Here is a 24400-nt window from a genome sequence, read left to right on the forward strand (position 1 = left end):
TTTTTATGGCGACGTCTGATATGTCTCCGCGCCGTCCTTACCTGTTGCGCGCATTCTATGAGTGGTTGATTGATAATCAACTGACTCCACATCTGGTCGTGGATGTCACACGGCCGGGTGTATCGGTGCCAATGGAGTTCGCCCGTGATGGGCAAATTGTATTGAATGTGGCACCGCGCGCCGTGGCTAATCTGGAACTGGGTAATGAAGGCGTGAGTTTCAATGCCCGTTTTGGTGGTATTCCCTGTCAAGTTACTGTCCCTATGGGGGCGGTGATGGCAATCTATGCGCGGGAAAATGGTTCTGGCACTATGTTTGAACCTGAAGAAGCTTACGATTCTGATGCTGATGGCAATTTTGTTGGCATGGAAGAAGAAAACGACGAGACTACACCGACAGAAAATTTGATGTTGGTAACGGATGATACTCAGGCACCGCAAGGTGATGGTAGCTCACCAGATGATGAGCCGCCGCAACCGCCACGTAGTGGTGGTCGCCCAGCATTGCGTGTTGTTAAGTAGTCGTTTTAATTTCTCGGTAAATGTTTTATCAGGGCGGCTTTGGCCGCCCTGATTATTTGTATTGTACTATTAACGCTAAGATAACTTTTTCAATTCGGCCAGGCAGTTATCACGCTGGCTCATCATATCGCTATTTCTGATAGTTGACAGAGTATGAGTGGCGCGCTGTTGGAAACTGGCTTTCGCAGCACTGTCTTTAGCATCGGCTGGTGCAGTACAAATGTCTGACAATGTGAGTGTTTTGCTGTCACTTACTGCTTTTAGTACTGCGGCTGGATTATAAATCAGCGCCGAAGATAGGGCTGATTTTACGCCCGCGGTGAAACTTGCATTACCACCATCGGCCAGCTTAGGGGCCATGGCAATCCAGTTATCATCACCTAGCTTGATATTATTCTCTACCGCAGGTAATTGCCCCGCTTTTGCCAGTTCAGCCACCACAGCTCGAGCACCCCGAGCCTCAATGTTATAACCAACCTCTTGATAATTAAGTGACATTGCAAATGCACTTCCGCTGATAGCCAGTAAGCCGCCAGCAATAAAAAGTAAGTGAGATTTCATAACAGATGATCCTTTCTTTAAAACAAGGCGTAACAACATATACAGGAAAATAGCTGTGTCGGGCCTGGAAGTGTTGGCCCATAAAGTATAAATAAATCTAAACTCGGCCCTTACTATAGCGCTTCATGGTCAAAATGCTGCAAATAAGGCGGGCTGAGATTGTTACAAAATCTTGAGTGAATGACGTTGCGCGCGAAAAAAGACAATAAAAAGGGCTGGATAACCAGCCCTCGATGTTTTGCATGTATATGACAGGATCTTTGGTGTCAAACTTCCAAATAATTCATGATGCCTTCTGCTGCTTTTCGGCCTTCAGCAATGGCGGTCACCACTAAATCAGAGCCACGAACAATATCACCACCGGCAAAGATTTTTGGGTTACTGGTCTGGAAGGCATTATCAGTGCGTTCTGGTGCCACAACACGGCCTTGTTTATCCAATGCTACGTCATGAGCGGCCAGCCATTCCATGCTGTGTGGGCGGAAGCCAAATGCCATAACCACAGCATCTGCTGGCAGAACATGTTCTGAGCCTGGGATCTGCTCAGCCATGCGACGCCCCTGCGCATCTGGCGCACCCAGTTGGGTTCGAACCATCTTCACACCACAGACTTTGCCGTTACTGTTCACTTCGATGCTCAAAGGTTGCAGATTGAATTTAAATTCAACGCCTTCCTCACGCGCGTTTTTCACTTCCCGCTTGGAGCCCGGCATGTTGGCTTCATCACGGCGATAGGCACAAACTACATCAGTTGCCCCTTGGCGAATGGAGGAACGTACACAGTCCATCGCGGTATCACCACCACCCAGCACCACAACGCGTTTGCCTTGCATATTGATATAGGGCTCGTGAGGTGCAGCGTCGTAGCCCATCAGCTGTTTGGTATTGGCAATCAGGAACGGCAGGGCATCATATACTCCAGATGCATCTTCGTTTTCCAGGCCACCGCGCATGGATTGGTAAGTGCCCACACCGAGGAACACTGCGTCATACTCTTGCAACAGCGCATCCATAGTGATGTCTTTGCCGACTTCGGTATTCAATTGGAATTCAATACCCATCTCGGAGAAGATTTTACGGCGCTTAATCATCACTTCTTTTTCCAGCTTAAAGGCCGGAATACCAAAGGTCAGTAAGCCACCAATTTCTGGATGACGGTCAAACACCACCGCTTGTACACCGTTACGCGCCAGAACATCAGCACAGGCCAGCCCGGCGGGGCCAGCACCAATCACCGCCACACGTTTACCGGTCGGATGAACATGAGACATATCAGGTTTCCAGCCCATTTCAATGGCTTTGTCACTGATATAGCGTTCGATGTTACCGATGGTCACCGCGCCAAACTCATCATTCAGAGTACAAGACCCTTCGCACAAACGGTCTTGCGGGCATACGCGGCCACAGACTTCTGGCAAGCTATTGGTTTGATGAGCAAGATCCGCTGCTTCCATAATTCGCCCTTCGTTGGCCAGTTTCAGCCAGTTAGGGATATAGTTATGCACCGGGCATTTCCATTCGCAATAGGGATTACCGCACGACAAACAGCGGTCTGCCTGTGCTTTAGCCTGTGTTTCCGAGAATGGCTCGTAAATCTCAACAAATTCAATTTTGCGGATCTTCAGCGGTTTTTTCGGCGGATCTACACGCTGTAGGTCGATAAACTGATAAACATTCTGACTCATTTCAACCCCTTACTGCGCTTGAACCCGCAGCTCAGCTGCGGAACGGCTACGGTGACCCAACAGTGCTTTCACATCGCTGGATTTCGGTTTAACCAAAGCAAACTTGGTCACCCATTCCGGCCAGTTAGCCAGAATTTCTTCACCACGGCTAGAGCCCGTCAACTGCACATGTTCAGTGATCAGGCCGCGCAGATGTTCTTCATGGATTGCCAATTGATCAACATCCAGAACTTCAACCAGCTCAGGGTTAACACGTTTACGGAATTCACCATCTTCATCAAGGACATAAGCGAAACCACCGGTCATACCTGCACCGAAGTTAATTCCGGTACGACCCAGTACGCAAACAATTCCACCAGTCATATATTCACAACCGTTATCGCCGATACCTTCCACGACGGTAATTGCCCCGGAGTTACGTACCGCGAAACGCTCACCGGCACGACCAGCAGCGAACAACTTGCCGCCAGTAGCACCATATAGGCAAGTGTTGCCGACAATGCTGGCTTCGTGGCTGCGGAAGTTGGAACCCACTGGAGGGCGCACCGCAATGCGGCCACCGGCCATGCCTTTACCGACATAGTCGTTGGCATCGCCTGTTAGGGTCAGCTCAACGCCACCGGCATTCCACACCCCAAAGCTCTGACCGGCAGTACCGGAGAAGTAGGCTTTGATAGGATCGGTTGCCAGCCCTTGGTCGCGATGCTTGGTGGCAATCGCGCCGGATAACGCTGCACCCACGGAACGGTCGGTGTTGCGGATATCAAAGTAAAACGTCTTGCTCTGTTTAGCTTCAATATACGGCTCGGCTTGCGCCAACAACTCTTTATTCAATAAGCCTTTATCGAACGGTGGATTATTTTCGGTGCAATACAGCGCTTTGCCTGGATGTGGCGTTGCGGTTTTCAGCATTGGCGACAGATCCAGTTTATTTTGTTTGGCTGAGATGCCATCAAGTTCCAACAGCATGTCAGTACGGCCAATCAAATCAACTAGTTGGCTCACACCCAGCTCAGCCATGATTTCGCGGGTTTCACGGGCAATAAACTGGAAGTAGTTCACTACACGCTCAGGCAAGCCGTGGTAATGGTCACGACGCAGCTTTTCATCCTGGGTTGCTACACCTGTTGCGCAGTTATTCAGGTGACAAATACGTAAGTATTTACAACCCAGCGCCACCATAGGACCAGTACCGAAACCGAAGCTTTCTGCGCCCAGAATCGCCGCTTTAACAATATCAACACCCGTTTTCAGACCACCATCCACTTGCAGACGAATTTTATGGCGTAGGCCGTTGGCAACCAGTGCTTGTTGTGTTTCCACCAGCCCCAGTTCCCACGGGCAACCCGCATATTTCACTGAGGACAGTGGGCTGGCACCGGTGCCACCGTCGTATCCTGCAATAGTAATCAAGTCGGCATAGGCTTTTGCTACACCGGTGGCAATGGTGCCAACACCGGGTTCAGAAACCAGTTTCACCGAAATCATTGCTTTCGGATTGACCTGTTTCAAGTCGAAAATCAGCTGTGCCAAGTCTTCGATTGAATAAATATCATGGTGCGGCGGTGGGGAAATCAAGGTCACACCTGGCACGGAATAACGCAGTTTGGCGATATACGGCGTGACTTTATCACCCGGTAATTGGCCGCCTTCACCCGGTTTTGCACCTTGTGCTACTTTGATTTGGATAACATCCGCATTCACCAAATACGCCGGTGTAACACCGAAACGGCCTGATGCTACCTGCTTGATACGAGAAACCTTATTGGTGCCGTAACGCGCGGGGTCTTCGCCGCCCTCACCGGAGTTGGAGAACCCGCCGAGGCTGTTCATTGCGATGGCTAATGACTCATGGGCTTCCGGGCTGAGTGCGCCGATAGACATGGCAGCAGTATCAAAGCGCTTAAACAGAGATTCAGCTGGTTCAACCTGATCCACAGGGATCGGGGTGCCTTGCGGTTTAATGGCCAACAGATCGCGCAATGTGGCTACCGGGCGCTCATTCACCAGTTTGGCGTAAACCTGATAATCACTGTATTCGCCGCTGTGGACTGCAGTTTGTAAGGTGCTGACTACATCCGGGTTATACGCATGATATTCGCCGTTGTGGACAAATTTCAGCAATCCGCCCTGATCCAGTGGCTTGCGTTTCAGCCAGGCGCGTTTGGACAGATTCTGTAAATCCTGTTGGAAATCACTGAAACTGGCTCCGCCGATGCGACTTACCACGCCCTGGAAACACAGATTGGTCAGGTCACGATGCAGGCCAACCGCTTCAAACAGTTTGGCGCAACGGTATGATGCCACGGTTGAAATGCCCATTTTGGACATGATTTTGTACAGCCCTTTATTGATACCGTTACGATAGTTCAGCATCACATCGCGATACTTCTTATCAATAGCTTGGGTATCAACCAATTTAGCCAGTGATTCATAAGCTAAATAAGGGTAAATCGCAGTAGCACCAAAACCGAGCAATACAGCGAAGTGATGGGGGTCACGGGCGCTGGCGGTTTCAACAATAATATTGGCATCGCAACGCAGGTTTTTTTCTACCAGGCGAGTCTGGATAGCACCCACAGCCATAGGTGCCGGAACCGGCAAGCGGTGAGGTGCAATGGCACGGTCTGACAGCACCAGCATCACGGCACCATCACGCACTTTGCGCTCAGCCTCTTCGCACAAGGCCAAAACCGCTTGTTCCAGATCAGTTTCTGCGGGGTCAAAGGTGAGATCCAGCCGATCAGCGCGGTAGTGCTCGCCTTCCAAGGTGGTTAACTGCTGGAAGTCGGAGAACAGCAAGATCGGCGATTTAAAGCTCAGACGGTGCGCCTGACCTTCAGCTTCGCAGAACACGTTCATTTCACGGCCAATACTGGTCGCCAGCGACATCACGTGTGCTTCACGCAGCGGATCGATTGGCGGGTTGGTGACCTGCGCAAATTGCTGGCGGAAGTAATCGTAAATAATACGCGGGCCGCTGGAAAGCACCGCAAATGGAGTGTCATCACCCATTGAACCGGTGGCTTCCTGACCAATTTCACCCAGCACGCGGATGACTTGATCCAGCTCTTCGCTGCTGTAACCGAATTGCTTTTGATAGGTTTCGAGCTGTGAGTCATCTAACTGGCGGCTACCTACCTGATCTTCTGGTAGATCTTCAAACGGCACCAGGCGCTTAACGTTCTTCTCCATCCACTCTTTATACGGATGGCGGCTTTTCAGATCGTTATCTGTTTCGGCGGAATGCAGGATCTTGCCGCTGCGGGTATCGATAACCATCAGTTCGCCGGGGCCAACACGGCCTTTCTCCACCACTTCATCGGGCTGATAATCCCAGATACCGACTTCAGAAGCGCAGGTGATGAGCTTATCTTTGGTGATAACATAGCGCGCAGGGCGCAGGCCATTACGGTCAAGGTTACAGGCAGCATAGCGGCCATCTGACATCACAATCCCGGCCGGGCCATCCCATGGCTCCATATGCATGGAGTTGAAGTCAAAGAAGGCGCGCAGGTCGGTATCCATATCCGGGTTGTTCTGCCAGGCCGGTGGCACTAACAGACGCATCGCACGAATCAAGTCCATCCCGCCGCTGAGGAACAGCTCCAGCATGTTATCCAGTGAACTGGAGTCCGAGCCGGTCTCATTGACGAAAGGAGCCGCATCCTGCAAATCGGGGATTAATGGCGTTTTGAATTTGTAAGCGCGTGCCCGTGCCCATTGGCGGTTACCGGCGATAGTGTTGATTTCGCCATTGTGCGCCAGATAGCGGAACGGCTGAGCCAGTGGCCAGCGCGGCACGGTGTTGGTTGAGAAGCGCTGATGGAACAGGCAGATAGCCGATTCCATACGCAGATCAGCCAAATCAAGATAAAAACGGGGCAGATCCGCAGGCATACATAAGCCTTTATAGATCGTGACCAGGTTTGAGAAACTACAAACGTAGAAATCTTTGTCGTTTGCAATGCGTTTCTCAATACGGCGACGCGCCACAAACAGGCGACGTTCCATATCGCGTGGACGCCAGCCAGCAGGGGCGTTCACAAAAATTTGTTCAATCCGAGGCAGGGAGGAGAGGGCGATTTCACCAAGAACGTCTGGGTTGGTCGGCACTTCACGCCAGCCGATAATCGACAGCGTTTCGTTTTGTAATTCTTCTTCTACAATGCGGCGGCTTGCCTTGGCGAGTTCTTCGTCCTGACTGAGAAACATCATGCCGACGGCATAGTTTTTGGCCAAACGCCATCCGCGTTCTTCGGCGACCATCCGGAAAAAACGATCCGGCTTTTGTAATAGCAGGCCACAGCCGTCGCCGGTCTTGCCATCAGCAAGTATCGCGCCACGGTGTTGCATGCGGGCCAGTGCGTGTATTGCGGTACGCACGACCTTATGGCTAGGTTCGCCTTCTATGTGGGCGATTAGGCCGAAACCACAGTTGTCCCTCTCAAGGGATTTATCGTACAACATATCAGTGAACCTCCCCAGGCTCTGCGAGACTCTCACAAACCGACTCCAGAAGACCATCTCGACATCAGGCGGGCTGGGCTGACAGGCGCGTATTTCGCGGCAAATCTGCTTTTCCGCCCTCCGGCAATGGCCTCTTGTGACGGTTCTCACAAGTGGTATAAGACTTGTTTTAAGAGGGAGTCTTAAATTACTGCATAATTATGACTAGACGTTTGCCCGTCTAGAAAGCTTCCAGCGGACTTCCAACTTAGCGAGAAAGAATACTCAGGTCAAATATAGGCTTAAGAACTATCTTTAAGGTAATAAAGAGGTTTATGGTAATGAAAAATATGAATTTATTGGCATTTTTTCATGCCACTATGCTTCATAGGGTTGATGGTAAAGTGTGAGCTGTCTCACTATAGTGCAATCGACAAATCTCTGCACCATGCTAGTGCTGGCGGGGATTGTGGGGTAATGTTCTGTATGGTGTGTATTTTCTGGTTTTTAACACTATTTTTCACTGAATTGTAATAGAAGCACTCAGAACAGAGTGGAAATAAGAAAATTTAATCATCGGTCAAGTGATTTTATTTGCATTTATAATGAATGGTTATGCACAGTTGCACCCAAGGGCTTGGGAGTTGATCTCTGTCATCGCGAATTATATCGCTAGCGGGTAGCCTAAAGCTCTTTTTTGACAGGCAGTGCCAAGATTATGCAGTTGCAGCAATTAGTCAATATGTTTGGTGCGGATTTACAGCGCCGCTATGGTGAAAAAATTCATAAACTCACGCTACACGGCGGGTTTAGCTGCCCTAATCGGGACGGAACCCTTGGTCGCGGGGGCTGTACTTTTTGTAATGTGGCTTCATTTGCTGATGAACAAATGCAGCAACAGGGCATTGCGCAGCAATTGGCGGAGCAAGCTAAAAAAGCCAATCGGGCAAAACGCTACCTGGCTTACTTCCAGGCCTATACCAGTACTTATGCAGAGGTCAATGCGCTGGCGGTGATGTATGAGCAAGCTTTGGCTGAAGCTGACATTGTCGGCTTGTGTGTGGGAACTCGGCCCGATTGTGTGCCAGACGCGGTGTTGGATTTATTAAGTGGCTATCACCAGCAAGGCTATGAAGTTTGGCTAGAGCTGGGGTTACAGACTGCTAATGATAAAACACTCAAACGTATTAACCGTGGTCATGATTTTGCCTGTTACCAACAAACAGCCCGTCGCGCTCGTGCCCGAGGGTTAAAAGTGTGTTGCCATTTGATTGTCGGTCTACCCGGTGAGGAGCAGGCGCAGTGTATGGAAACACTGGAGAAAGTGGTGGTCACTGGCGTTGATGGGATAAAACTGCACCCACTGCATATCGTGGAGGGCAGTATCATGGCCAAAGCATGGCGGGCGGGGCGTTTGCCCGAACTGGCACTGGAAGATTATGTGTTTACCGCCGGTGAAATGATCCGCCATACCCCCGCCGGAATTGTCTATCACCGCATTTCTGCCAGCGCCCGCAGACCAACTTTGCTTGCGCCACTATGGTGCGCGAATCGTTGGACGGGTATGAATGAGCTGAATAATTATATGCTGGCTCATGGCGGGCAAGCCTCTGCGCTGTGATCGGCTACTGCGCTTTGTTTCTCAATCTCTCATTGTGATTTGCAATCTTTTCCACACTTCTCAGCAAGCCATCTTATCTTGGCCCAGTTTTACGGTATGATTTATACCCTTCGTACTTGAAGTCGCAGGGTTGTTAGCTGTGCGCACTTACCCGAATCACTTACTTGTGTAAGCTCATCGGGATTCGCTTGCTGGCTGCCTACCTGCGACTCCAATGACTTTGGGTATAGATTCCAAGGGATATCCAGAAACACAGACAGGGGTTGCTATGAAGCAAATCAGGGTATTAGCCCAGTACTACGTTGATTTAATGGTTAAGTTAGGGCTGGTTCGCTTCTCACTGCTGCTGGCATCTGTGCTGGTGTTACTGGCCATGGTGGTTCAGATGGCGGTGACATTTGTATTGAGTGGCTCGGTGGAAACCCTCGATCTGGTGCGTTCCATTTTCTTTGGCTTGCTGATAACCCCGTGGGCTGTGTATTTCCTGTCGGTGGTGGTTGAGCAACTGGAAGAGTCGCGCCAGCGCTTATCCCGGTTGGTTGATAAGCTTGAAGTAATGCGTTATCGCGATTTAGAGCTGAATAAACAACTAACGGAAAACATTGCTCAACTCAATCAGGAAATTGTCGAACGTGAGAAAGCGGAGAAAGCTCACCTGCAAGTGGTCGACAAACTGAAAGAAGAGATGGGCCACCGTGAGCAGGCACAGGTTGAATTAGGGCAACAGTCGGCCTTATTACGCTCTTTTTTGGATGCTTCACCTGATTTGGTTTATTACCGTAACGAAGATAATGAGTTCTCCGGCTGTAACCGGGCGATGGAACTATTGACTGGCAAAAGTGAGAAACAGTTGGTCGGCTTGACCCCTAAAGATGTCTATGCGCCGGACATCGCTGAAAAAGTCATGGAAACCGATGAGAAAGTTTTCCGTCACAACGTTTCTCTGACTTATGAGCAATGGTTGGTGTATCCCGATGGGCGTAAAGCCTGTTTTGAATTGCGAAAAGTACCATTTTATGACCGAGTCGGTAAACGACATGGGTTGATGGGGTTTGGGCGCGATATAACTGAGCGTAAGCGCTATCAGGATGCGCTGGAGAATGCCAGTAGGGATAAGACGACTTTCATCTCAACCATCAGCCATGAGCTGCGGACGCCGCTTAATGGCATTGTGGGCCTAAGCCGTATCCTGTTAGATACCGAATTAGACAGCGAACAACTAAAATACCTGAAAACCATTCATGTCAGTGCTATTACTCTCGGTAATATCTTCAACGATATTATAGAGATGGATAAATTGGAGCGACGTAAAGTTCAGCTTGATAATCAACCAATTGATTTTACTGGCTTTATGGCGGATTTAGAGAACCTTTCTGGCCTGTTGGTGCAACCGAAAGGGCTGAAGTTCATTATGGAACCGCAGTTACCATTGCCGGAGAAAGTGATTACCGATGGCACCCGCTTGCGTCAGATTTTATGGAACTTAATCGGCAACGCAGTGAAGTTTACCCAGCAAGGTGAAATTGTGGTGCGGGTTAGGCGTGAAAGCAATGACCGCTTGATTTTCGAAGTGGAAGATTCCGGCATGGGGATCCCTGAAGACGAGCAGGACAAGATTTTCGCCATGTATTATCAGGTAAAAGACAGTAATGGCGGCCGTCCGGCAACCGGCACCGGCATTGGGCTGGCGGTGTCTAAACGTCTGGCACAGAGCATGGGCGGCGATATTACGGTGAAAAGTATCCAAGGGGCCGGTTCATGCTTTACCCTGACCATTAAAGCACCTGTCGTGCAGGCCGCGTCTAGTGCACCATTAGGCGACGATACCCCGCTCCCAGCTCTTCACATATTGCTGGTGGAGGATATCGAGCTGAATGTCATTGTTGCGCGCTCAGTGTTGGAAAAACTGGGCAACAGTGTCGAGGTGGCGATGAATGGTCATGACGCTCTGGCGATGTTCAAACCCGATGATTTTGATTTAGTACTGCTGGATATTCAATTGCCAGATATGAGTGGGTTGGATATTGCTCGCCAAATTAGGGCTGATTATGGGCAGCAATCCTTACCGCCATTGGTGGCCTTGACTGCCAACGTGCTTAAAGACAAAAAAGAGTATTTAGATGCTGGGATGGATGATGTGCTGAGTAAGCCGTTATCTGTTCCTGCGCTCACGGCCATGATTAAGCAATTCTGGGATCATAAGCCTTCTTCTGCCGCTAAAAAACAGGAACACATTGTGATGCAAACCCATGAATCGTTACTTGATACTGCCATGCTGGAACAATACATCGATTTGGTTGGTCCACAATTAATTCATCAAAGTCTGGAAATGTTTGAGCAAATGATGCCGAGCTATTTGGCTGTATTGGATTCAAACATGACGGCGCGAGATCAAAAGGGTATTACGGAGGAAGCGCATAAAATTAAAGGGGCGGCCGGTTCCGTTGGCTTACGTCATATCCAGCAACTTGCACAGCAAATTCAAACCCCAACACTGCCCGCATGGTGGGACAACGTGCAAGATTGGGTCGATGAATTAAAATCAGAATGGCGTAATGATGTTCAGGTGTTACGTGAGTGGGCAGCTGAAGCTGAAAAAAAATAACCCCGACCGAGGCCGGGGTGCGCGAATACTGCGCCAACACCAGGGAAATCGTCAACCTGCAATACCCGTCATACTTCAAGTTGCATGTGCGTTGGCTGCCTTCGTTCACCCCAGTCACTTACTGATGTAAGGTCTTGGGGATTCGCTCAGTTGCCGCCTTCCTGTAACTCGAATTATTTAGGGCATAATAATTTCGATTTCGAGTGGATTTGCAGGTTGTTAGAATTCTTTCATACATCATACAAGCAATAACATAGCAAATGTAAGCGCTCTTGTTACAAGATTCATTAAAATATGTGATAGAGATACGTCTTTGTCACTAGAACGAGTTAAGCAATTGACAGAGTAAGAAAAGGAGAGGTGTGATGAAAACAGTCGGTGTAGTGCTTAGCGGGTGTGGCGTTTTCGATGGCACAGAGATACATGAGTCTGTCTTAACTATATTGGCATTAGATCGTGCTGGAGCACGTATTGTATTCTTCGCACCAGATAAGCCACAACTCCATGTTATTAATCATCTTAACGGTGAAGAGTCCACCGAGCAGCGGAATGTTTTAGTGGAGTCCGCACGCATTGCTCGTGGCGTGATTAAAGCACTTTCCTCCGCTAATCCAGAGGACTTGGATGCCCTTATTGTTCCTGGTGGTTTTGGTGCGGCAAAGAACCTCAGCGATTTTGCTATTAAGAGTTCTGAATGTGCTATCGATCCGGATTTATATAAGCTAACTCAATCAATGCATAAGGCGAACAAACCAATTGGGTTTATGTGTATTTCTCCCGTTATGTTACCAAAGTTATTGGGTAAGCCTGTTCGTCTAACAATTGGTAACGATCCCGATACCATTGAGGCGATTGAAATTATGGGGGGCGAGCATGTTATTTGCCCTGCTGATGACGTCGTGGTCGATGCAGAGAATAAAGTGGTCACAACACCTGCTTACATGTTGGCGGCATCAATTTCTGAAGCAGCAAAAGGAATTGATAAACTGGTGGCGAAGGTGCTGGATTTAACCGAATGATTTTAGTCCGCCGTGGATTAAATTGGCTTTGGTATTGGGGGAAACGGGCCGTCATCGGCATTGTTGCCCTGTGGTTGGCCGGTATTTTGATTTTTGCTTTCCTACCGGTTCCCTTTTCCATGGTCATGATTGAAAGACAACTCGGTGCCTGGTTGACCGGCGATTTTTCGTACGTCGCGCACTCTGATTGGGTGCCGATGGATGAGATTTCACCTTACATGGCGTTGGCGGTAATGGCTGCGGAAGATCAAAAATTCCCCGAGCATTGGGGCTTTGATGTCGGTGCTATAGAGTCAGCGCTAGCCCATAATCAGCGTAACCAAAACCGTATCCGCGGTGCGTCGACTTTATCGCAACAAACTGCCAAAAATCTGTTCCTGTGGGATGGCCGTAGCTGGGTACGCAAAGGGCTGGAAGTCGGATTGACCGCCGGTATTGAGTTGGTGTGGACCAAGCGGCGTATTCTGACGGTTTATCTGAATATTGCGGAGTTTGGTGAGGGTATTTTTGGCGTAGAAGCAGCCGCTCGCCATTTCTTCAATAAACCGGCCAGCAAATTGAGCGCATCAGAAGCTGCTCTATTAGCCGCAGTTCTGCCCAATCCACTGCGTTTTAAGGCGAATGCAGCATCCGGTTATGTTATTTCCCGCCAACAGTGGATTTTGCGCCAAATGCGGCAATTGGGTGGGAAAGACTTCATACAGGCGAATGATTTAGATTAATGGCTTCATGTTTTGTAGCGCTAAAAATGGGCCTGGATTTCTCCCGGCCCATGATAGTGTTGCTTCTTCTAACTAATTGATTATTTTACAATAGTAAATGCAGTGGTTACATGCTTAACGCCACTGACCTGGCTGGCTATCTGAGCGGCTGATTGCCCTTCTTGCTGAGTCACCAGGCCCAAAAGGAACACTTCGCCATTCTCTGTGGTCACTTTTACATTGGAGGATTTAACCGAGTCCGCGGTCAGTAACTGTGAGCGGACTTTGGTGGTAATCCAGGTATCCATTGATGCAGTCGTCAGATCGACCGGTTTACCCAGGCGCATCTCGTTATACACTTCAGTGGCACCGTCAACACCGGCTGCAATTTGCTTGGCGCGGTTGGACAGCTCAGCAGTTGGCGATTGCCCGGTCAGCAAAACTTTTCCTTGGTAAGCTGTCACAACAAAACGTGTTTGGCTCTTTATCTGCTGATCTTTGCTCAGCGCGTTGACGACTCTGGCTTCAAGTGTGCCATCATCTACCTGAGTGCCGACAGAACGAGGGTCTGTGGCAGATTTAGTTGCAACGGCCGCACTGCCAACTACGACAGCACCGACACAACCTTGTAATAGCAGGGCGCTGAATAGCATGGCAAAAATATAACCAACCTTCATTCGTGCTCCTTTAATCGTCCTGATGGGGAAATAGAGTGTTATCAATTAAGTCACACAAGCAATTCACTGTCAGCATGTGTAATTCTTGAACCCGGGCGCTACGGTGCGAAGGTATGCGGATTTCCACATCCTGCTGACCTAACAGGCCAGCCAGTTCACCACCATCATAACCTGTAAGCGCAACAATGGTCATATCACGGGTGACTGCTGCTTCGACCGCCTTCACAATATCACGGCTATTGCCACGAGTGGAAATGGCGAGCAAAACATCTCCGGCATGACCGAGCGCGCGCACCTGTTTTGCATAGACTTCGTCATGCAAACGGTCATTGGCAATGGCTGTCAGCACAACATTATCAGCATTCAATGCTATGGCAGGCAGGCTTGGTCGCTCTGTTTCAAAACGGTTTATCATGCTGGCTGCAAAGTGTTGTGCGTTAGCTGCAGAAGTCCCATTACCGCAGCAGAGAATTTTATTGCCGTTGAGCAGTGACTGAACCAACGTCATTGCTGCACGGGATATGGCATCAGGTAGTGCCTCAGCCGCGGCAATCTGGGTTTGAATACTTTCTGTAAAGCAACCTTTGATTCTATCCAGCACGTTGATTTAACTCACTTAATATTTAAAATTCCGGTATAAAACCGAAAAGGAATCATCAATCCGCATTGAAGGCGTTTGGCAGCCATTCTAGCTCGCTACCAGTGATGGCAAAAACATCAAAACGGCACGGTGTAGTAGCAAAACAGGCGTTTCGCTGCGCCAGCCAAATGGCGGCGGCTCGGAGTAGCCGTTGTTGTTTGCTGTAAGTGATACTGGCGGCAGCCCCGCCGAATCGGCCATTGCGGCGAAAGCGTACTTCAACAAATACCCAAGTGTCGCCATCGCGCATGATAAGGTCAATCTCACCACTTTGATAGGTGACATTTGCTGCTTTAAACACTAAACCTGCCCGCTCAAGATAGTGGCGGGCTTGGTTTTCGTAGTGTGTGCCAGTATCCCTTTGGCTCATATTCCCTTCGTCCTTGAAGTTGCAGGGGTGCCCCCTGATCACTTTACGCCGCCGGTACTACCATGCCTTGGCGGTATTGCAGCCAAGGCAATTTACGGGTGATAACACAATCGGCTGATGCGGTTAAATCACCGGTAGTTCCGCTCACCTGGAAACCAGGAATTTGGCGCATTTCAGCAAAATGATTCGATAATGTCCACGCATCAATGCCCATGGCGTATAAACGTACCAGTGAATAGTCGTTGGCAAATTTGGCCGATGCTTGTTGCATCAGCGCAGGATTTGCCCCTGCCATCAATGGGATATCACTAAACTGAATACCTTCCATTTCCAGCCGATAATCCGGGCCAGCGCCTGCCTGATAGCTGCGTGAGCTGGCAAACAGCGCTGGTTTGCTGCGTGTACTGGTCGCCATATCAATCATTGGCTTAATCAGTGTCAACTCAGCAGGTGTTGCAATGATATATACCGCATCAATATTACCGCCAGCAGATGTTGATACCACTGGTGCATCGACTGGTGGTGCAGGAATGGTCAAGCCGGCAATGGTGACTGATGCAGGTGCTGCGGCAGGTGCGCTTGAAACACTCACCGGTTGGCCTGTCAGGCGGATGCCTGCACCACTGTTGATGGCTTGTTTCAACTCAGCAGTAGAGCCGAAGTTTTGTTGCAATACTGTCTGCCCACCTTGTTTCTGCCACTCTTCTGCAAAGGCTTTGGCAACGCGATCACCAAAGGCACCACGCGGGGTTAGCAACAATGGCATTCTCTTCTCCTGGCTCCACAGATGATGCGCTGCATCACGAGCTTCATCTTCTGGAGACAGGGCGAAGTAACAGATATTCGGGCTGTTAGTGCTAACTTCCGGCTGATTTAGCGCCAGAATATTCAGGGTGCTGGGTGTCGCATTCAGTTGTTCCACTTCAGGTTTCAGCAGTGGGCCGACAACTAATGTGGCACCATCTTGCTGGGCTTGTGCCAACAAAGCAGCAACGGGCTGAGTGGTGGTATCGTAGACTTTTACCTGTGCATTGCTGGTGGCAACAGGGGTTGCCACTGGCGCTGGCGTGGCAATGTCAGTCACTGGTGTTGCAGTGGCATCAGCTGGTGTCGTGGCCGTGGCATCTGGTGTCACCGGCGCTGGGGCATTCACTGGCAAGCCATTTTGCGCCGCAGTAAAGCCTTGTTGGATGGCGTCAGCAAAGACTTGTGCCGGGCCACTTAATGGCAGCAATAAAGCAATTTTCGCCGTAGATGCCTGGCTGAAGTTACTGATCTGCGTTAATGCCGTTGGCAAGCTTTTCGCCGCCGGATTTTGTGGATAACGGTTTTGCCAATCTTTAATACCGGCTTTCAGCAGATCAGGGTCTTGCTTGTTATCCTGATATACATGCAGCAAATCTAGCCAGCCTTGCAGCACGTTTTCGTCTGCGTTAATGACAATATTATTCAATTCTTGTGGGGTGAGTTGCGCCAGCGCTTGCCAGGTTCCATCAATATTATCTTGATGTGCTTTATCTTTTAGCAGGGGTTCTTGAGCAATAAAGGCACGTATCAGCGGCAATGTGGCTTTACCCTGATTGGCGGCAATTTGTGCCTGATAGAAGCGAACCTGTTGGTTAGCTGAGAGCTGAGTTGCATCCAACTTACCAAGAATATCAGCAGCCGCAGGATTATTTTTCTGAGCCACCAGCAGTTCTGCGGTCAGTAATTGCTGCTCCTGACGTTGCGCGTCACTCAGATTAGCGGACAGAGTACTGAGCTGTTCTGCCGCTTGAGGGAGCTTCCCTTCACGTAGCAGGGCACGAATGGCGAGTAATTGCCAGTCAGCCTTGTTATCATCACTGCTCTGTTGCAACTGCTGCAGATAATAGTCAGAGTTAGCGCTTGCTTCGTCCTGTATATTTGTGGGTGGCGGCGTCTGTGGTGCTCTGCCTGAACAAGCTGCCAGTATCAACGCAGCCAGAACAACAGGGACAAGCCCTGCTTTGGAACGAACGAATGTTGAGGAAAGCATACTGTATCCAGTGATGTTTTTTTCAAGATGCTCAATATTAAATCGGTAATTCGGATGAAACAATGAATCAACACGATCGAGCAGTGATTTCTGCATCTACGCTTTATGTGGTACCTACCCCCATCGGTAATTTAGGGGATATTACCCACCGGGCGTTAGAGGTACTGAAAGGCGTTGATTTGATTGCGGCAGAAGATACACGTCATACAGGGTTGCTGTTACAGCATTTCGCGATCAACGCCCGCCTGTTTGCACTTCATGACCATAACGAACAACAAAAAGCCGATCATTTACTGGCGAAACTGCAAGAAGGCCAGAGTATTGCGCTGGTTTCAGATGCAGGTACGCCACTTATTAACGATCCGGGCTACCATCTGGTGCGCCGTTGCCGTGAAGCTGGCATCCGAGTTGTGCCATTACCGGGCGCTTGCGCGGCGATTACCGCACTCTCCGCCGCGGGTCTTGCCTCAGATCGTTTTTGCTACGAAGGCTTCCTGCCAGCAAAAACCAAAGGACGTAAGGATACTCTGCAAGCGCTGATTGAGGAACCTCGAACACTGATCTTCTACGAATCAACTCACCGCTTGTTGGAAAGTTTACAGGACATGGTAACCGTACTTGGCCCACAACGCTATGTGGTACTCGCCAGAGAACTGACCAAAACCTGGGAATCTATCCACGGCGCGCCGGTTGGCGAGTTATTGGCTTGGGTTCAGGAAGAAGAAACCCGCCGTCGTGGCGAAATGGTGCTGATAGTCGAAGGCCATAAAGTACAGGTTGATGATGCACTGCCTGCCGCTGCCTTACGCACTTTAGCGCTGTTGCAAAAAGAGCTGCCACTGAAAAAAGCGGCCGCGCTGGCCGCTGAAATCCACGGCGTGAAAAAGAATGCGCTTTATAAGTACGCACTTGAACAGCTTGATGGTGATCTAGTGCAACGGGAAGATGACATTCAGCGCTAATGTGACTATAATCCGCCGCGGAGTTGACTAGACAGTCGCCGCTTCGCTGCCGTCCCTTTCGGGGGAGACAGGTGAAGGGGAGGAAAGTCCGGGCTCCATAGGGCAGGGTGCCAGGTAACGCCTGGGAGGCGCAAGCCTACGACAAGTGCAACAGAGAGCAAACCGCCGATGGCCCACGCAAGTGGGATCAGGTAAGGGTGAAAGGGTGCGGTAAGAGCGCACCGCGCGGCTGGCAACAGTCCGTGGCACGGTAAACTCCACCCGGAGCAAGGCCAAATAGGGGTTCACATGGTACGGCCCGTACTGAACCCGGGTAGGCTGCTTGAGCCAGTGAGCGATTGCTGGCCTAGAGGAATGACTGTCCACGACAGAACCCGGCTTACCGGTCAACTCCACTCATTCCATAAAACCCCGCTTCGGCGGGGTTTTTGTTTGGTGCAGTACAAAGTTAAAGGAATGACTGTCTCTAGACGAGTAGCTCGCTATTACGGGGCCGAGAGTCAATCACTTCAAAATGATCTTCCCAATTGATATCAATAATTATCTTAAGTAAGAGAATAGCAATGCACTTAGGAATAATCCGGCTAAACCAATAAAAAAAAGATAGAATTTTATTTTTATCCATCGAGTAAATTGGGGAGGGAGGTTCCTTATAAAGTCGTAATATTCATCTGGGATGTTTCTTACAGGCCAAGAATGTTTTTTAAATGTCAGAATTACATGGAAGTATGTATCTTTTTGAAAAGTAAACATAAAACCCCCATTTCTATAGGGTAAAATAGTTCTGGTAAAGAACCGAACCTATCTGAGAATAGCTTACATAATTTTATATGACTATTCTTTTTAAGATATGAATAGAAGAATGAAAAGTATATTAAAATTGCCGAAATTACAGCCAATAGCAAAATCAACTGTTTAATTAATCCCTCGGTCATTGTTCAAATACCTTATATATTTCATCGCCAGCAATGCCTACTACCCTTTCTAGGGTGAAACCATCCGATTCGGTATCTAAGACAGATGATGGGTGATATTTGAGAAAGATCGGCGCTAGGTTTTGTACTTTATGGAAACGGCTAAGCGGCACTGAATAGCTTATTGAAAATGAAAAGCCACTGTCAGTAGCAGTGGCGGTCGTTGAGTGCTTAAGAAATTCTCTGAGAGAAGAGCGTTTCAATTGGGCTTTTTCAAGCACAGCGCTTGACTCGTTACATATTTAGTTGCCATTCCCGGCATCCAGCCTGATGGTATGCCCTGACAAGCTACATATCCTCTTTTTTCAAATTCATTTATAAAATAAAATCTGAACCCTATCTGAAAAATAATAGATGTAAGAAAGCAGAAGACAATAAATCTAGATAGAGGCTTTTGGATGGAATCGGGTGCTTGACGACCTAAAAAAATAGGGGGAATAGAAAGAAAGGTAAGAGGGGTAAGTATAAGAAAACACGTAATTCCATATATGATAAAAGATGAGAAAACGATAATATCAGGAAATGATAAATACTCATTTATGGTATCTAAAGTCAGATATACACCTCCTACGCTTAAAGGTATAACTAAAAATAGCACACCAAAAAACATAGATACTCTTCTTTTTAATGTGAGTTCGTACATTAAAACCACCTAGTATTAAAGTTACTCAATACTTCTTTGATATAGTTTCTGACTTCATACTCAATAACGTCTTTACCTTTATCAAGCATCTTATCTGCATACATTGCCCCCAAATCCCAAATCCCAAATCCCAAATCCCAAAGCCCCTGTTCCACCTCGCGAGCTTTTTCTAAAAATTCTTGCTGTGCACCTTCAATGCACTTAACAACTTGATCTGTAAAACCAAATTTATCATCTAAATAGTTTAAACCAATTGCAGAAACCAACCCAGCGACAACGACTACAACCAAAGGAACTGCAACGGTAGAAACAACGCCTAGAGCGATTGTCCCAATCCCCCAACTAACAGCCGACGCAATACCTATTTTCACCACATCAGTTGCCAAGGAACCGATAAACTCAGCCAGTGAGTTGGCATCGTTCAATATAAAATCAAGCGTTCGGTAAGCTGCTGCCACATAAAACGTTAATCGTGCACCACTGATAATCGAGTTTTTCAGCCCATACTTACCAATACCCAAATCAACCACCTTCGGGTTTTTTAATGCAAATACCGGCGCGGTTAATACTTTTCTAACACCAGCGTAGCCTGTCAGTTTGATTAACTCAGTGCCTTTATGATTAACGTAGACCGTAGCCCTAATACCGAAGTCACCTAATCGAGCAATAATCATCGAGGTGGTGACAACATCCTTTCCATTCACACCGTAATTAACCATCACTTGCCCGACACCGGACTGAGTCGTTTCCACCCAAGCTGTTTTCGTGTCTTTCCAACCCCATGATTGGAGCACTTCCAAACTCTCCGAGAGAGTCAGTAGCATCACATCTTGATTGGTTCGTGCCAACATAGCGCGTAAAGCGTCATCCGGTAGAGTATGGGTATTACGTAACACTGGGTAATCTGGGACAAACTCAGAAAGTGGTTTTTCACCGGTGAGATAGGGGGGGAAACTGGCTTTTTTAGCCGACTGAGCGAACTGTTGTGGCTCAGTCGTCGTTGAATCTACCGCTGCCCGGGAAGCCACTGTCTGCTGTTGCCCTCCTTGATAAGGACCATGAGATGCCCATGTCTGTGACGGGATAAAAAATGCTTTGCATGGACACGTCGAGCGGCTATACAGCGTGCTGGCAACGTAATGCCCATACACTATCTCGCCCGGATGTCCTCCCCCCACGCTATAGCTACCGGGGTGTTTGCCGCACGAGACTTTACTGCCATTCACTGCGATCGGATGACCTGCAAACTGTCTCTCTGGCATCCCCTCATGCACTATTCCGCCACAGCTTGTCTTATCACCTTTGACTATCCAATATCCTGTTGCCATGATTATCCCTTATTTACCCATTTGCCAATATCACTTTGGCAATCTGCCCAAAAGGTAAGGGATAATGATGGATCAGGCAATTAAAACTGAAATTGTGTTTTATGTGGAGTAAACGAAATAGTGCAGATAATGGGGCTCCCCCAGCAAGTGAGATACATCATCGGGCTGCGCTAAGACAATTAGCTTGCTATGATGGGATACAAACTGAGATACACACTAACCTTATAACTGCGTGTAAATGCAGCAGGAAACGGCCTTTCATTTGGCTAGTTGCCTTACCGGTCAACTCCACTCATTCCATAAAACCCCGCTTCGGCGGGGTTTTTGTTTGTTCATCGCTGATAACGTAAAGCATCGACGAGTAACGAAAATGCAGTGGTATGTTGCTTGCGGCTGGGATAATAAAGATAGTAACCGGGGAAAGGCTCACACCACTCTTCCAGAACGCGAATTAAGTTGCCACTGGCAATTTCAGCTTTCACAGCATCTTCTGGTGCCATTGTCAGACCAAAACCGATGGCGGCGGCATCAATACGTTGTCGTATGCTATTGAAAGTTAACTGACCATCAACACGTACTTTTAACTCACGCCCTTCTTTTTCAAACTCCCACGCATACAGGCCACCCATAGTTGGTAGGCGCATATTGATACAGCGATGATTTTGTAAATCTGCTGGCGTGGTTGGGATGCCATATTTAGCCACATAAGAAGGGGAGCCTACCACGGCCATACTCATATCTGGTCCAATCCGCACGGCGACCATATCCTTTGCGACCTGTTCTCCCAAGCGAATATCCGCGTCAAAACGGCCTGCTACAATGTCGGTTAAGGTATTGTCGACCGTGATTTCTACATTAATATCAGGGTATTCGGCCAGAAAGGATTTCAGCACCGGCCAGAGCACTGAATCGACAGCATGTTCACCGGCAGTGATACGAATATTTCCCGCGGGGCGGGCCCGCATCTCACTCAGTGCATCCAGCTCGCTCTCAATTTCTGCAAAACGGGGTTCGAGGCTATTTGCCAACCTTTCGCCGGCTTCCGTCGGGGCAACACTGCGGGTGGTGCGGGTCAGCAAGCGCAGCTCAAGGCGCTCCTCCAGCCCGCGAATTGAGTGACTCAAGGCTGATTGGGAAACCCCCAGTTTCGCCGCAGCCTTAGTAAAGCTACGTTCTCTGGCGACCATAAGAAATGAAATTAAATCGTTAAAATTCTCTTTTAACATCAGGGTTCCTGCCTGTTAGCCTTGAGGATTTTGAGTGTAGCTCAATTTATGAATTAAATTCATATACTCATGCGTATTTCTCCCTCTAATACTCCGCTCAGGCATTTGCTACCTTTTCTGCAACCGATATTCATTTGGTGAATGCCATGTGATGGTAAACAACAATAGACAGGGGTAGAGACAATGCAAAAGCGCAGATTGGGCCGCAGTAATCTTGAAGTGTCAGCAATGGGTTTAGGTTGCATGGGAATGAGCTTTGGCTATGGCCCAGCAACAGATAAACAGGAAATGATTTCATTGCTACGCAAAGCGGTAGATCTTGGGGTGACATTCTTTGATACCGCAGAGGTCTACGGGCCTTATACCAATGAAGAATTATTGGGTGAGGCGTTGGCTCCTTTGCGCGATAAGGTGGTCATTGCGACCAAATTTGGTTTTCAGGCCGATCCGAATGGTGGGCCAAGATGGGTGGGTTTAAATAGCCGACCTGAACATATCAAGAAAGTCGCGGAAGCCTCTCTTAAGCGCCTGAAAACCGATGTTATTGATCTATTTTATCAACATCGTGTGGATCCGAATGTGCCTATCGAAGATGTGGCTGGAGTGGTACAAGATCTCATTAAAGAAGGCAAAGTTAAACACTTTGGTTTGTCCGAGGCGGGGGCTGCAACGATTCGTCGTGCCCATGCGGTTCAGCCGGTTACTGCACTACAGAGTGAATATTCTTTGTGGTGGCGAAAACCGGAGCTGGAAATTATCCCCACGCTGGAAGAATTAGGTATTGGTTTGGTGCCTTACAGTCCACTAGGTAAAGGCTATTTGACTGGTAAAATGACGGAAAGCACCGAGTTTTCCAGTGATGATTTCCGTAGCACTTTGCCGCGTTTCACACCGGAGGCATTAAAAGCGAATCAGGGGCTGATAGCCTTGATTCAGGATGTGGCGCAGCAAAAAGGTGCGACACCGGCGCAAATTGCCTTGGCTTGGTTATTGGCGAAAAAAACCGTGGATTGTGCCGATTCCAGGGACACGCAAGCTCAATCGGCTGGAAGAAAATATGGGTGCCGCCAACCTTGAGTTGACCGCTGCAGATCTTCAGCAAATCGACAGCGCTGCTGCAAAAGTGACATTAATCGGGGAGCGCTACCCTGAAGCACTGGAAAAACTGACCGGACTTTGATCTGTCACCTGAACACCCTCAGGAATCACGGTGAAATGGCTCGTAGCGTCTACAGTTATACCGCTTACCTTGATCTTTTTAAGGTTTATCGAGCTGTAAATCACAGTGTTTATAATACCGGAGATACACCATGACAATGAAAGTGCTCGGTTATGCTGCCACGTCAGCAAAAGTTCCTCTGGCACCCTTTGAGTTTACTCGTCGTGCTCCTCGACCCGATGATGTGGTGATGGAGGTGCTCTACTGCGGCGTTTGCCATTCTGATCTGCATCAGGCGCGTAATGACTGGGGATTTAGTACCTATCCTATAGTTCCCGGTCATGAAGTCGTTGGGCGCGTCACTGCAGTGGGTAAGGATGTCACAAAGTTCAAGGTCGGTGACCTTGCTGGCATTGGCTGCATGGTGGATTCCTGTCGACATTGCCAACCCTGTCAACAGGGATTAGAGCAGTATTGCGAAGAAGGGAATGTGCAGACCTACAATGGTATTGACCGCCATGACCATACCCCAACCTATGGCGGTTATTCACAATCTATTATTGCATCACAAGATTTCGTGTTAAAGATGCCGGCTGGCCTGGATCTAAAAGCGGCCGCACCACTGCTGTGTGCTGGCATCACCACCTGGTCACCATTGCGTCACTGGAAGGTGGGTAAAGGCAGTAAAGTGGCAGTGGTGGGGCTGGGTGGGTTGGGTCATATGGCCTTGAAGCTGGCTAATGCGCTCGGTGCTGAAGTGACTCTCTTTACCCGCTCACCTAACAAAGAGGCGGATGCTCGTCGTTTGGGCGCTCATCATATTGTTTTATCTACCGATGATGCACAAATGGCTACGGCCAAAGGGCAGTTTGATTTGATTATTGATACTGTGCCTTATGTGCATGATATCAACCCTTATATGCCGACGCTGAATATTAATGGCACATTGGTATTTGTCGGTTTCCTGGGGGATATCAGCCCAATGGTGAGCACTTTACCGATGATTTTGGGACGGCGTTCGGTGACGGGTTCATGCATCGGCGGTATTGCTGAGACACAAGAAATGTTGGATTTCTGCGCGAAGCACGGCATTGCTTCAGATATCGAAATGATTAATATTCAGGATATTAATCATGCCTACGAACGTATGCTGAAAAGTGATGTGAAATACCGTTTTGTTATTGATATGGCATCATTGAAAGCGTAAGAAGCTCATCAATGATAGATATAAATACGACTGCA

Annotated in this window: 17 protein-coding genes, 1 other RNA gene and 1 pseudogene; 9 read left to right on the forward strand and 10 right to left on the reverse strand. The window is 48.7% G+C overall.

Annotation, left to right across the window (positions count from 1 at the left end; all coding sequences use genetic code 11):
• The first annotated feature begins 5 nt into the window (after positions 1 to 5).
• Entirely contained in the window at positions 6 to 521 is a 516-nt protein-coding gene (sspB, locus tag ACF3VQ_RS02340; protein WP_392433237.1) for a ClpXP protease specificity-enhancing factor, read from the forward strand.
• Between the two features lie 75 nt (positions 522 to 596).
• Here sspB and ACF3VQ_RS02345 read toward each other — a convergent pair whose 3' ends face one another.
• The 3 genes from ACF3VQ_RS02345 to gltB form a co-directional block, all read right to left on the reverse strand.
• Positions 597 to 1082, reverse strand: coding sequence for a hypothetical protein (locus tag ACF3VQ_RS02345; protein WP_392433238.1), 486 nt, complete (start codon positions 1080 to 1082; stop codon positions 597 to 599).
• A gap of 266 nt (positions 1083 to 1348) precedes the next feature.
• On the reverse strand, positions 1349 to 2767 hold the full coding sequence (locus ACF3VQ_RS02350) for a glutamate synthase small subunit (RefSeq protein ID WP_019082232.1): 1419 nt from the start codon (positions 2765 to 2767) through the stop codon (positions 1349 to 1351).
• 9 nt (positions 2768 to 2776) lie between these two features.
• Positions 2777 to 7237 carry a glutamate synthase large subunit gene (gene gltB / locus ACF3VQ_RS02355; RefSeq protein ID WP_392433239.1) on the reverse strand — a complete coding sequence of 1487 codons (4461 nt, stop codon included), beginning with the start codon at positions 7235 to 7237 and terminating at the stop codon, positions 2777 to 2779.
• Between the two features lie 697 nt (positions 7238 to 7934).
• Here gltB and ACF3VQ_RS02360 point away from each other — a divergent pair.
• From ACF3VQ_RS02360 to mtgA, 4 genes are all read left to right on the forward strand, one after another.
• Entirely contained in the window at positions 7935 to 8837 is a 903-nt protein-coding gene (locus tag ACF3VQ_RS02360; RefSeq protein ID WP_392433240.1) for a TIGR01212 family radical SAM protein, read from the forward strand.
• A 268-nt stretch (positions 8838 to 9105) separates the two neighbouring features.
• Positions 9106 to 11442 (forward strand): aerobic respiration two-component sensor histidine kinase ArcB, encoded by a 2337-nt coding sequence (gene arcB, locus ACF3VQ_RS02365; protein WP_026017906.1) that lies wholly within the window; start codon positions 9106 to 9108, stop codon positions 11440 to 11442.
• 365 nt (positions 11443 to 11807) lie between these two features.
• Positions 11808 to 12461 carry an isoprenoid biosynthesis glyoxalase ElbB gene (elbB, locus tag ACF3VQ_RS02370; RefSeq protein ID WP_392433241.1) on the forward strand — a complete coding sequence of 218 codons (654 nt, stop codon included), beginning with the start codon at positions 11808 to 11810 and terminating at the stop codon, positions 12459 to 12461.
• Positions 12458 to 13183, forward strand: coding sequence for a monofunctional biosynthetic peptidoglycan transglycosylase (gene mtgA, locus ACF3VQ_RS02375; RefSeq protein ID WP_392433242.1), 726 nt, complete (start codon positions 12458 to 12460; stop codon positions 13181 to 13183). Before elbB ends, mtgA begins: the two co-directional genes overlap by 4 nt.
• A gap of 80 nt (positions 13184 to 13263) precedes the next feature.
• Here mtgA and dolP read toward each other — a convergent pair whose 3' ends face one another.
• From dolP to ACF3VQ_RS02395, 4 genes are read right to left on the reverse strand one after another with little or no spacing between them, the layout of a single operon-like run.
• Positions 13264 to 13839: a division/outer membrane stress-associated lipid-binding lipoprotein gene (gene dolP, locus ACF3VQ_RS02380; RefSeq protein ID WP_005166550.1), complete on the reverse strand. Its 576-nt coding sequence runs from the start codon at positions 13837 to 13839 to the stop codon at positions 13264 to 13266.
• A 10-nt stretch (positions 13840 to 13849) separates the two neighbouring features.
• A complete protein-coding gene (gene diaA, locus ACF3VQ_RS02385; RefSeq protein WP_004710884.1) occupies positions 13850 to 14440 on the reverse strand; it encodes a DnaA initiator-associating protein DiaA in 591 nt (196 codons plus the stop codon).
• Between the two features lie 55 nt (positions 14441 to 14495).
• Positions 14496 to 14849, reverse strand: a complete 354-nt coding sequence (locus ACF3VQ_RS02390; RefSeq protein WP_392433243.1) for a YraN family protein — start codon at positions 14847 to 14849, stop codon at positions 14496 to 14498.
• Positions 14850 to 14892: 43 nt separating this feature from the next.
• The gene (locus ACF3VQ_RS02395; protein ID WP_392433244.1) at positions 14893 to 16866 is read right to left on the reverse strand and encodes a penicillin-binding protein activator; all 1974 of its coding nucleotides are present in this window, start codon (positions 16864 to 16866) and stop codon (positions 14893 to 14895) included.
• Between the two features lie 62 nt (positions 16867 to 16928).
• Here ACF3VQ_RS02395 and rsmI point away from each other — a divergent pair, with 62 nt between their 5' ends.
• Together rsmI and rnpB are read left to right on the forward strand one after the other, a co-directional pair.
• Positions 16929 to 17828, forward strand: a complete 900-nt coding sequence (gene rsmI / locus ACF3VQ_RS02400; protein WP_392433245.1) for a 16S rRNA (cytidine(1402)-2'-O)-methyltransferase — start codon at positions 16929 to 16931, stop codon at positions 17826 to 17828.
• Positions 17829 to 17847: 19 nt separating this feature from the next.
• An RNA gene (rnpB, locus tag ACF3VQ_RS02405) (RNase P RNA component class A) lies at positions 17848 to 18226 on the forward strand.
• Positions 18227 to 19001: 775 nt separating this feature from the next.
• Here the strand turns inward: rnpB and ACF3VQ_RS02410 are convergent.
• The 3 genes from ACF3VQ_RS02410 to ACF3VQ_RS02420 all read right to left on the reverse strand — a co-directional run bounded on the left by ACF3VQ_RS02410 (position 19002) and on the right by ACF3VQ_RS02420 (position 21999).
• Positions 19002 to 19445, reverse strand: coding sequence for a hypothetical protein (locus ACF3VQ_RS02410; protein WP_392433246.1), 444 nt, complete (start codon positions 19443 to 19445; stop codon positions 19002 to 19004).
• Complete coding sequence (locus ACF3VQ_RS02415; RefSeq protein WP_392433247.1) at positions 19445 to 20773, reverse strand: PAAR domain-containing protein; 1329 nt, start codon at positions 20771 to 20773, stop codon at positions 19445 to 19447. Before ACF3VQ_RS02415 ends, ACF3VQ_RS02410 begins: the two co-directional genes overlap by 1 nt.
• Positions 20774 to 21105: 332 nt before the next feature.
• Positions 21106 to 21999: a LysR family transcriptional regulator gene (locus tag ACF3VQ_RS02420; protein WP_392433248.1), complete on the reverse strand. Its 894-nt coding sequence runs from the start codon at positions 21997 to 21999 to the stop codon at positions 21106 to 21108.
• A 183-nt stretch (positions 22000 to 22182) separates the two neighbouring features.
• On the opposite strand from ACF3VQ_RS02420, the pseudogene ACF3VQ_RS02425 reads away from it, so the two are divergent.
• Both ACF3VQ_RS02425 and ACF3VQ_RS02430 read left to right on the forward strand, forming a co-directional pair.
• Positions 22183 to 23179 (forward strand): annotated as a pseudogene (locus tag ACF3VQ_RS02425) (aldo/keto reductase).
• A gap of 130 nt (positions 23180 to 23309) precedes the next feature.
• Positions 23310 to 24365 (forward strand): NAD(P)-dependent alcohol dehydrogenase, encoded by a 1056-nt coding sequence (locus ACF3VQ_RS02430; protein ID WP_392433249.1) that lies wholly within the window; start codon positions 23310 to 23312, stop codon positions 24363 to 24365.
• Positions 24366 to 24400 lie beyond the last annotated feature (35 nt).

Origin of the sequence: Yersinia fenwicki (assembly GCF_043099325.1) — a bacterium.
Lineage (GTDB): Bacteria > Pseudomonadota > Gammaproteobacteria > Enterobacterales > Enterobacteriaceae > Yersinia.

Bases quoted from the DNA above. Each gene is read 5' to 3' on its own strand.
- sspB (WP_392433237.1), top strand. From the start codon at position 6: ATGGCGACGTCTGATATGTCTCCGCGCCGTCCTTACCTGTTGCGCGCA.
- ACF3VQ_RS02345 (WP_392433238.1), bottom strand. From the start codon at position 1,082: ATGAAATCTCACTTACTTTTTATTGCTGGCGGCTTACTGGCTATCAGC.
- ACF3VQ_RS02350 (WP_019082232.1), bottom strand. From the start codon at position 2,767: ATGAGTCAGAATGTTTATCAGTTTATCGACCTACAGCGTGTAGATCCG.
- gltB (WP_392433239.1), bottom strand. From the start codon at position 7,237: ATGTTGTACGATAAATCCCTTGAGAGGGACAACTGTGGTTTCGGCCTA.
- ACF3VQ_RS02360 (WP_392433240.1), top strand. From the start codon at position 7,935: ATGCAGTTGCAGCAATTAGTCAATATGTTTGGTGCGGATTTACAGCGC.
- arcB (WP_026017906.1), top strand. From the start codon at position 9,106: ATGAAGCAAATCAGGGTATTAGCCCAGTACTACGTTGATTTAATGGTT.
- elbB (WP_392433241.1), top strand. From the start codon at position 11,808: ATGAAAACAGTCGGTGTAGTGCTTAGCGGGTGTGGCGTTTTCGATGGC.
- mtgA (WP_392433242.1), top strand. From the start codon at position 12,458: ATGATTTTAGTCCGCCGTGGATTAAATTGGCTTTGGTATTGGGGGAAA.
- dolP (WP_005166550.1), bottom strand. From the start codon at position 13,839: ATGAAGGTTGGTTATATTTTTGCCATGCTATTCAGCGCCCTGCTATTA.
- ACF3VQ_RS02390 (WP_392433243.1), bottom strand. From the start codon at position 14,849: ATGAGCCAAAGGGATACTGGCACACACTACGAAAACCAAGCCCGCCAC.
- ACF3VQ_RS02395 (WP_392433244.1), bottom strand. From the start codon at position 16,866: ATGCTTTCCTCAACATTCGTTCGTTCCAAAGCAGGGCTTGTCCCTGTT.
- rsmI (WP_392433245.1), top strand. From the start codon at position 16,929: ATGAATCAACACGATCGAGCAGTGATTTCTGCATCTACGCTTTATGTG.
- ACF3VQ_RS02410 (WP_392433246.1), bottom strand. From the start codon at position 19,445: ATGTACGAACTCACATTAAAAAGAAGAGTATCTATGTTTTTTGGTGTG.
- ACF3VQ_RS02415 (WP_392433247.1), bottom strand. From the start codon at position 20,773: ATGGCAACAGGATATTGGATAGTCAAAGGTGATAAGACAAGCTGTGGC.
- ACF3VQ_RS02420 (WP_392433248.1), bottom strand. From the start codon at position 21,999: ATGTTAAAAGAGAATTTTAACGATTTAATTTCATTTCTTATGGTCGCC.
- ACF3VQ_RS02430 (WP_392433249.1), top strand. From the start codon at position 23,310: ATGACAATGAAAGTGCTCGGTTATGCTGCCACGTCAGCAAAAGTTCCT.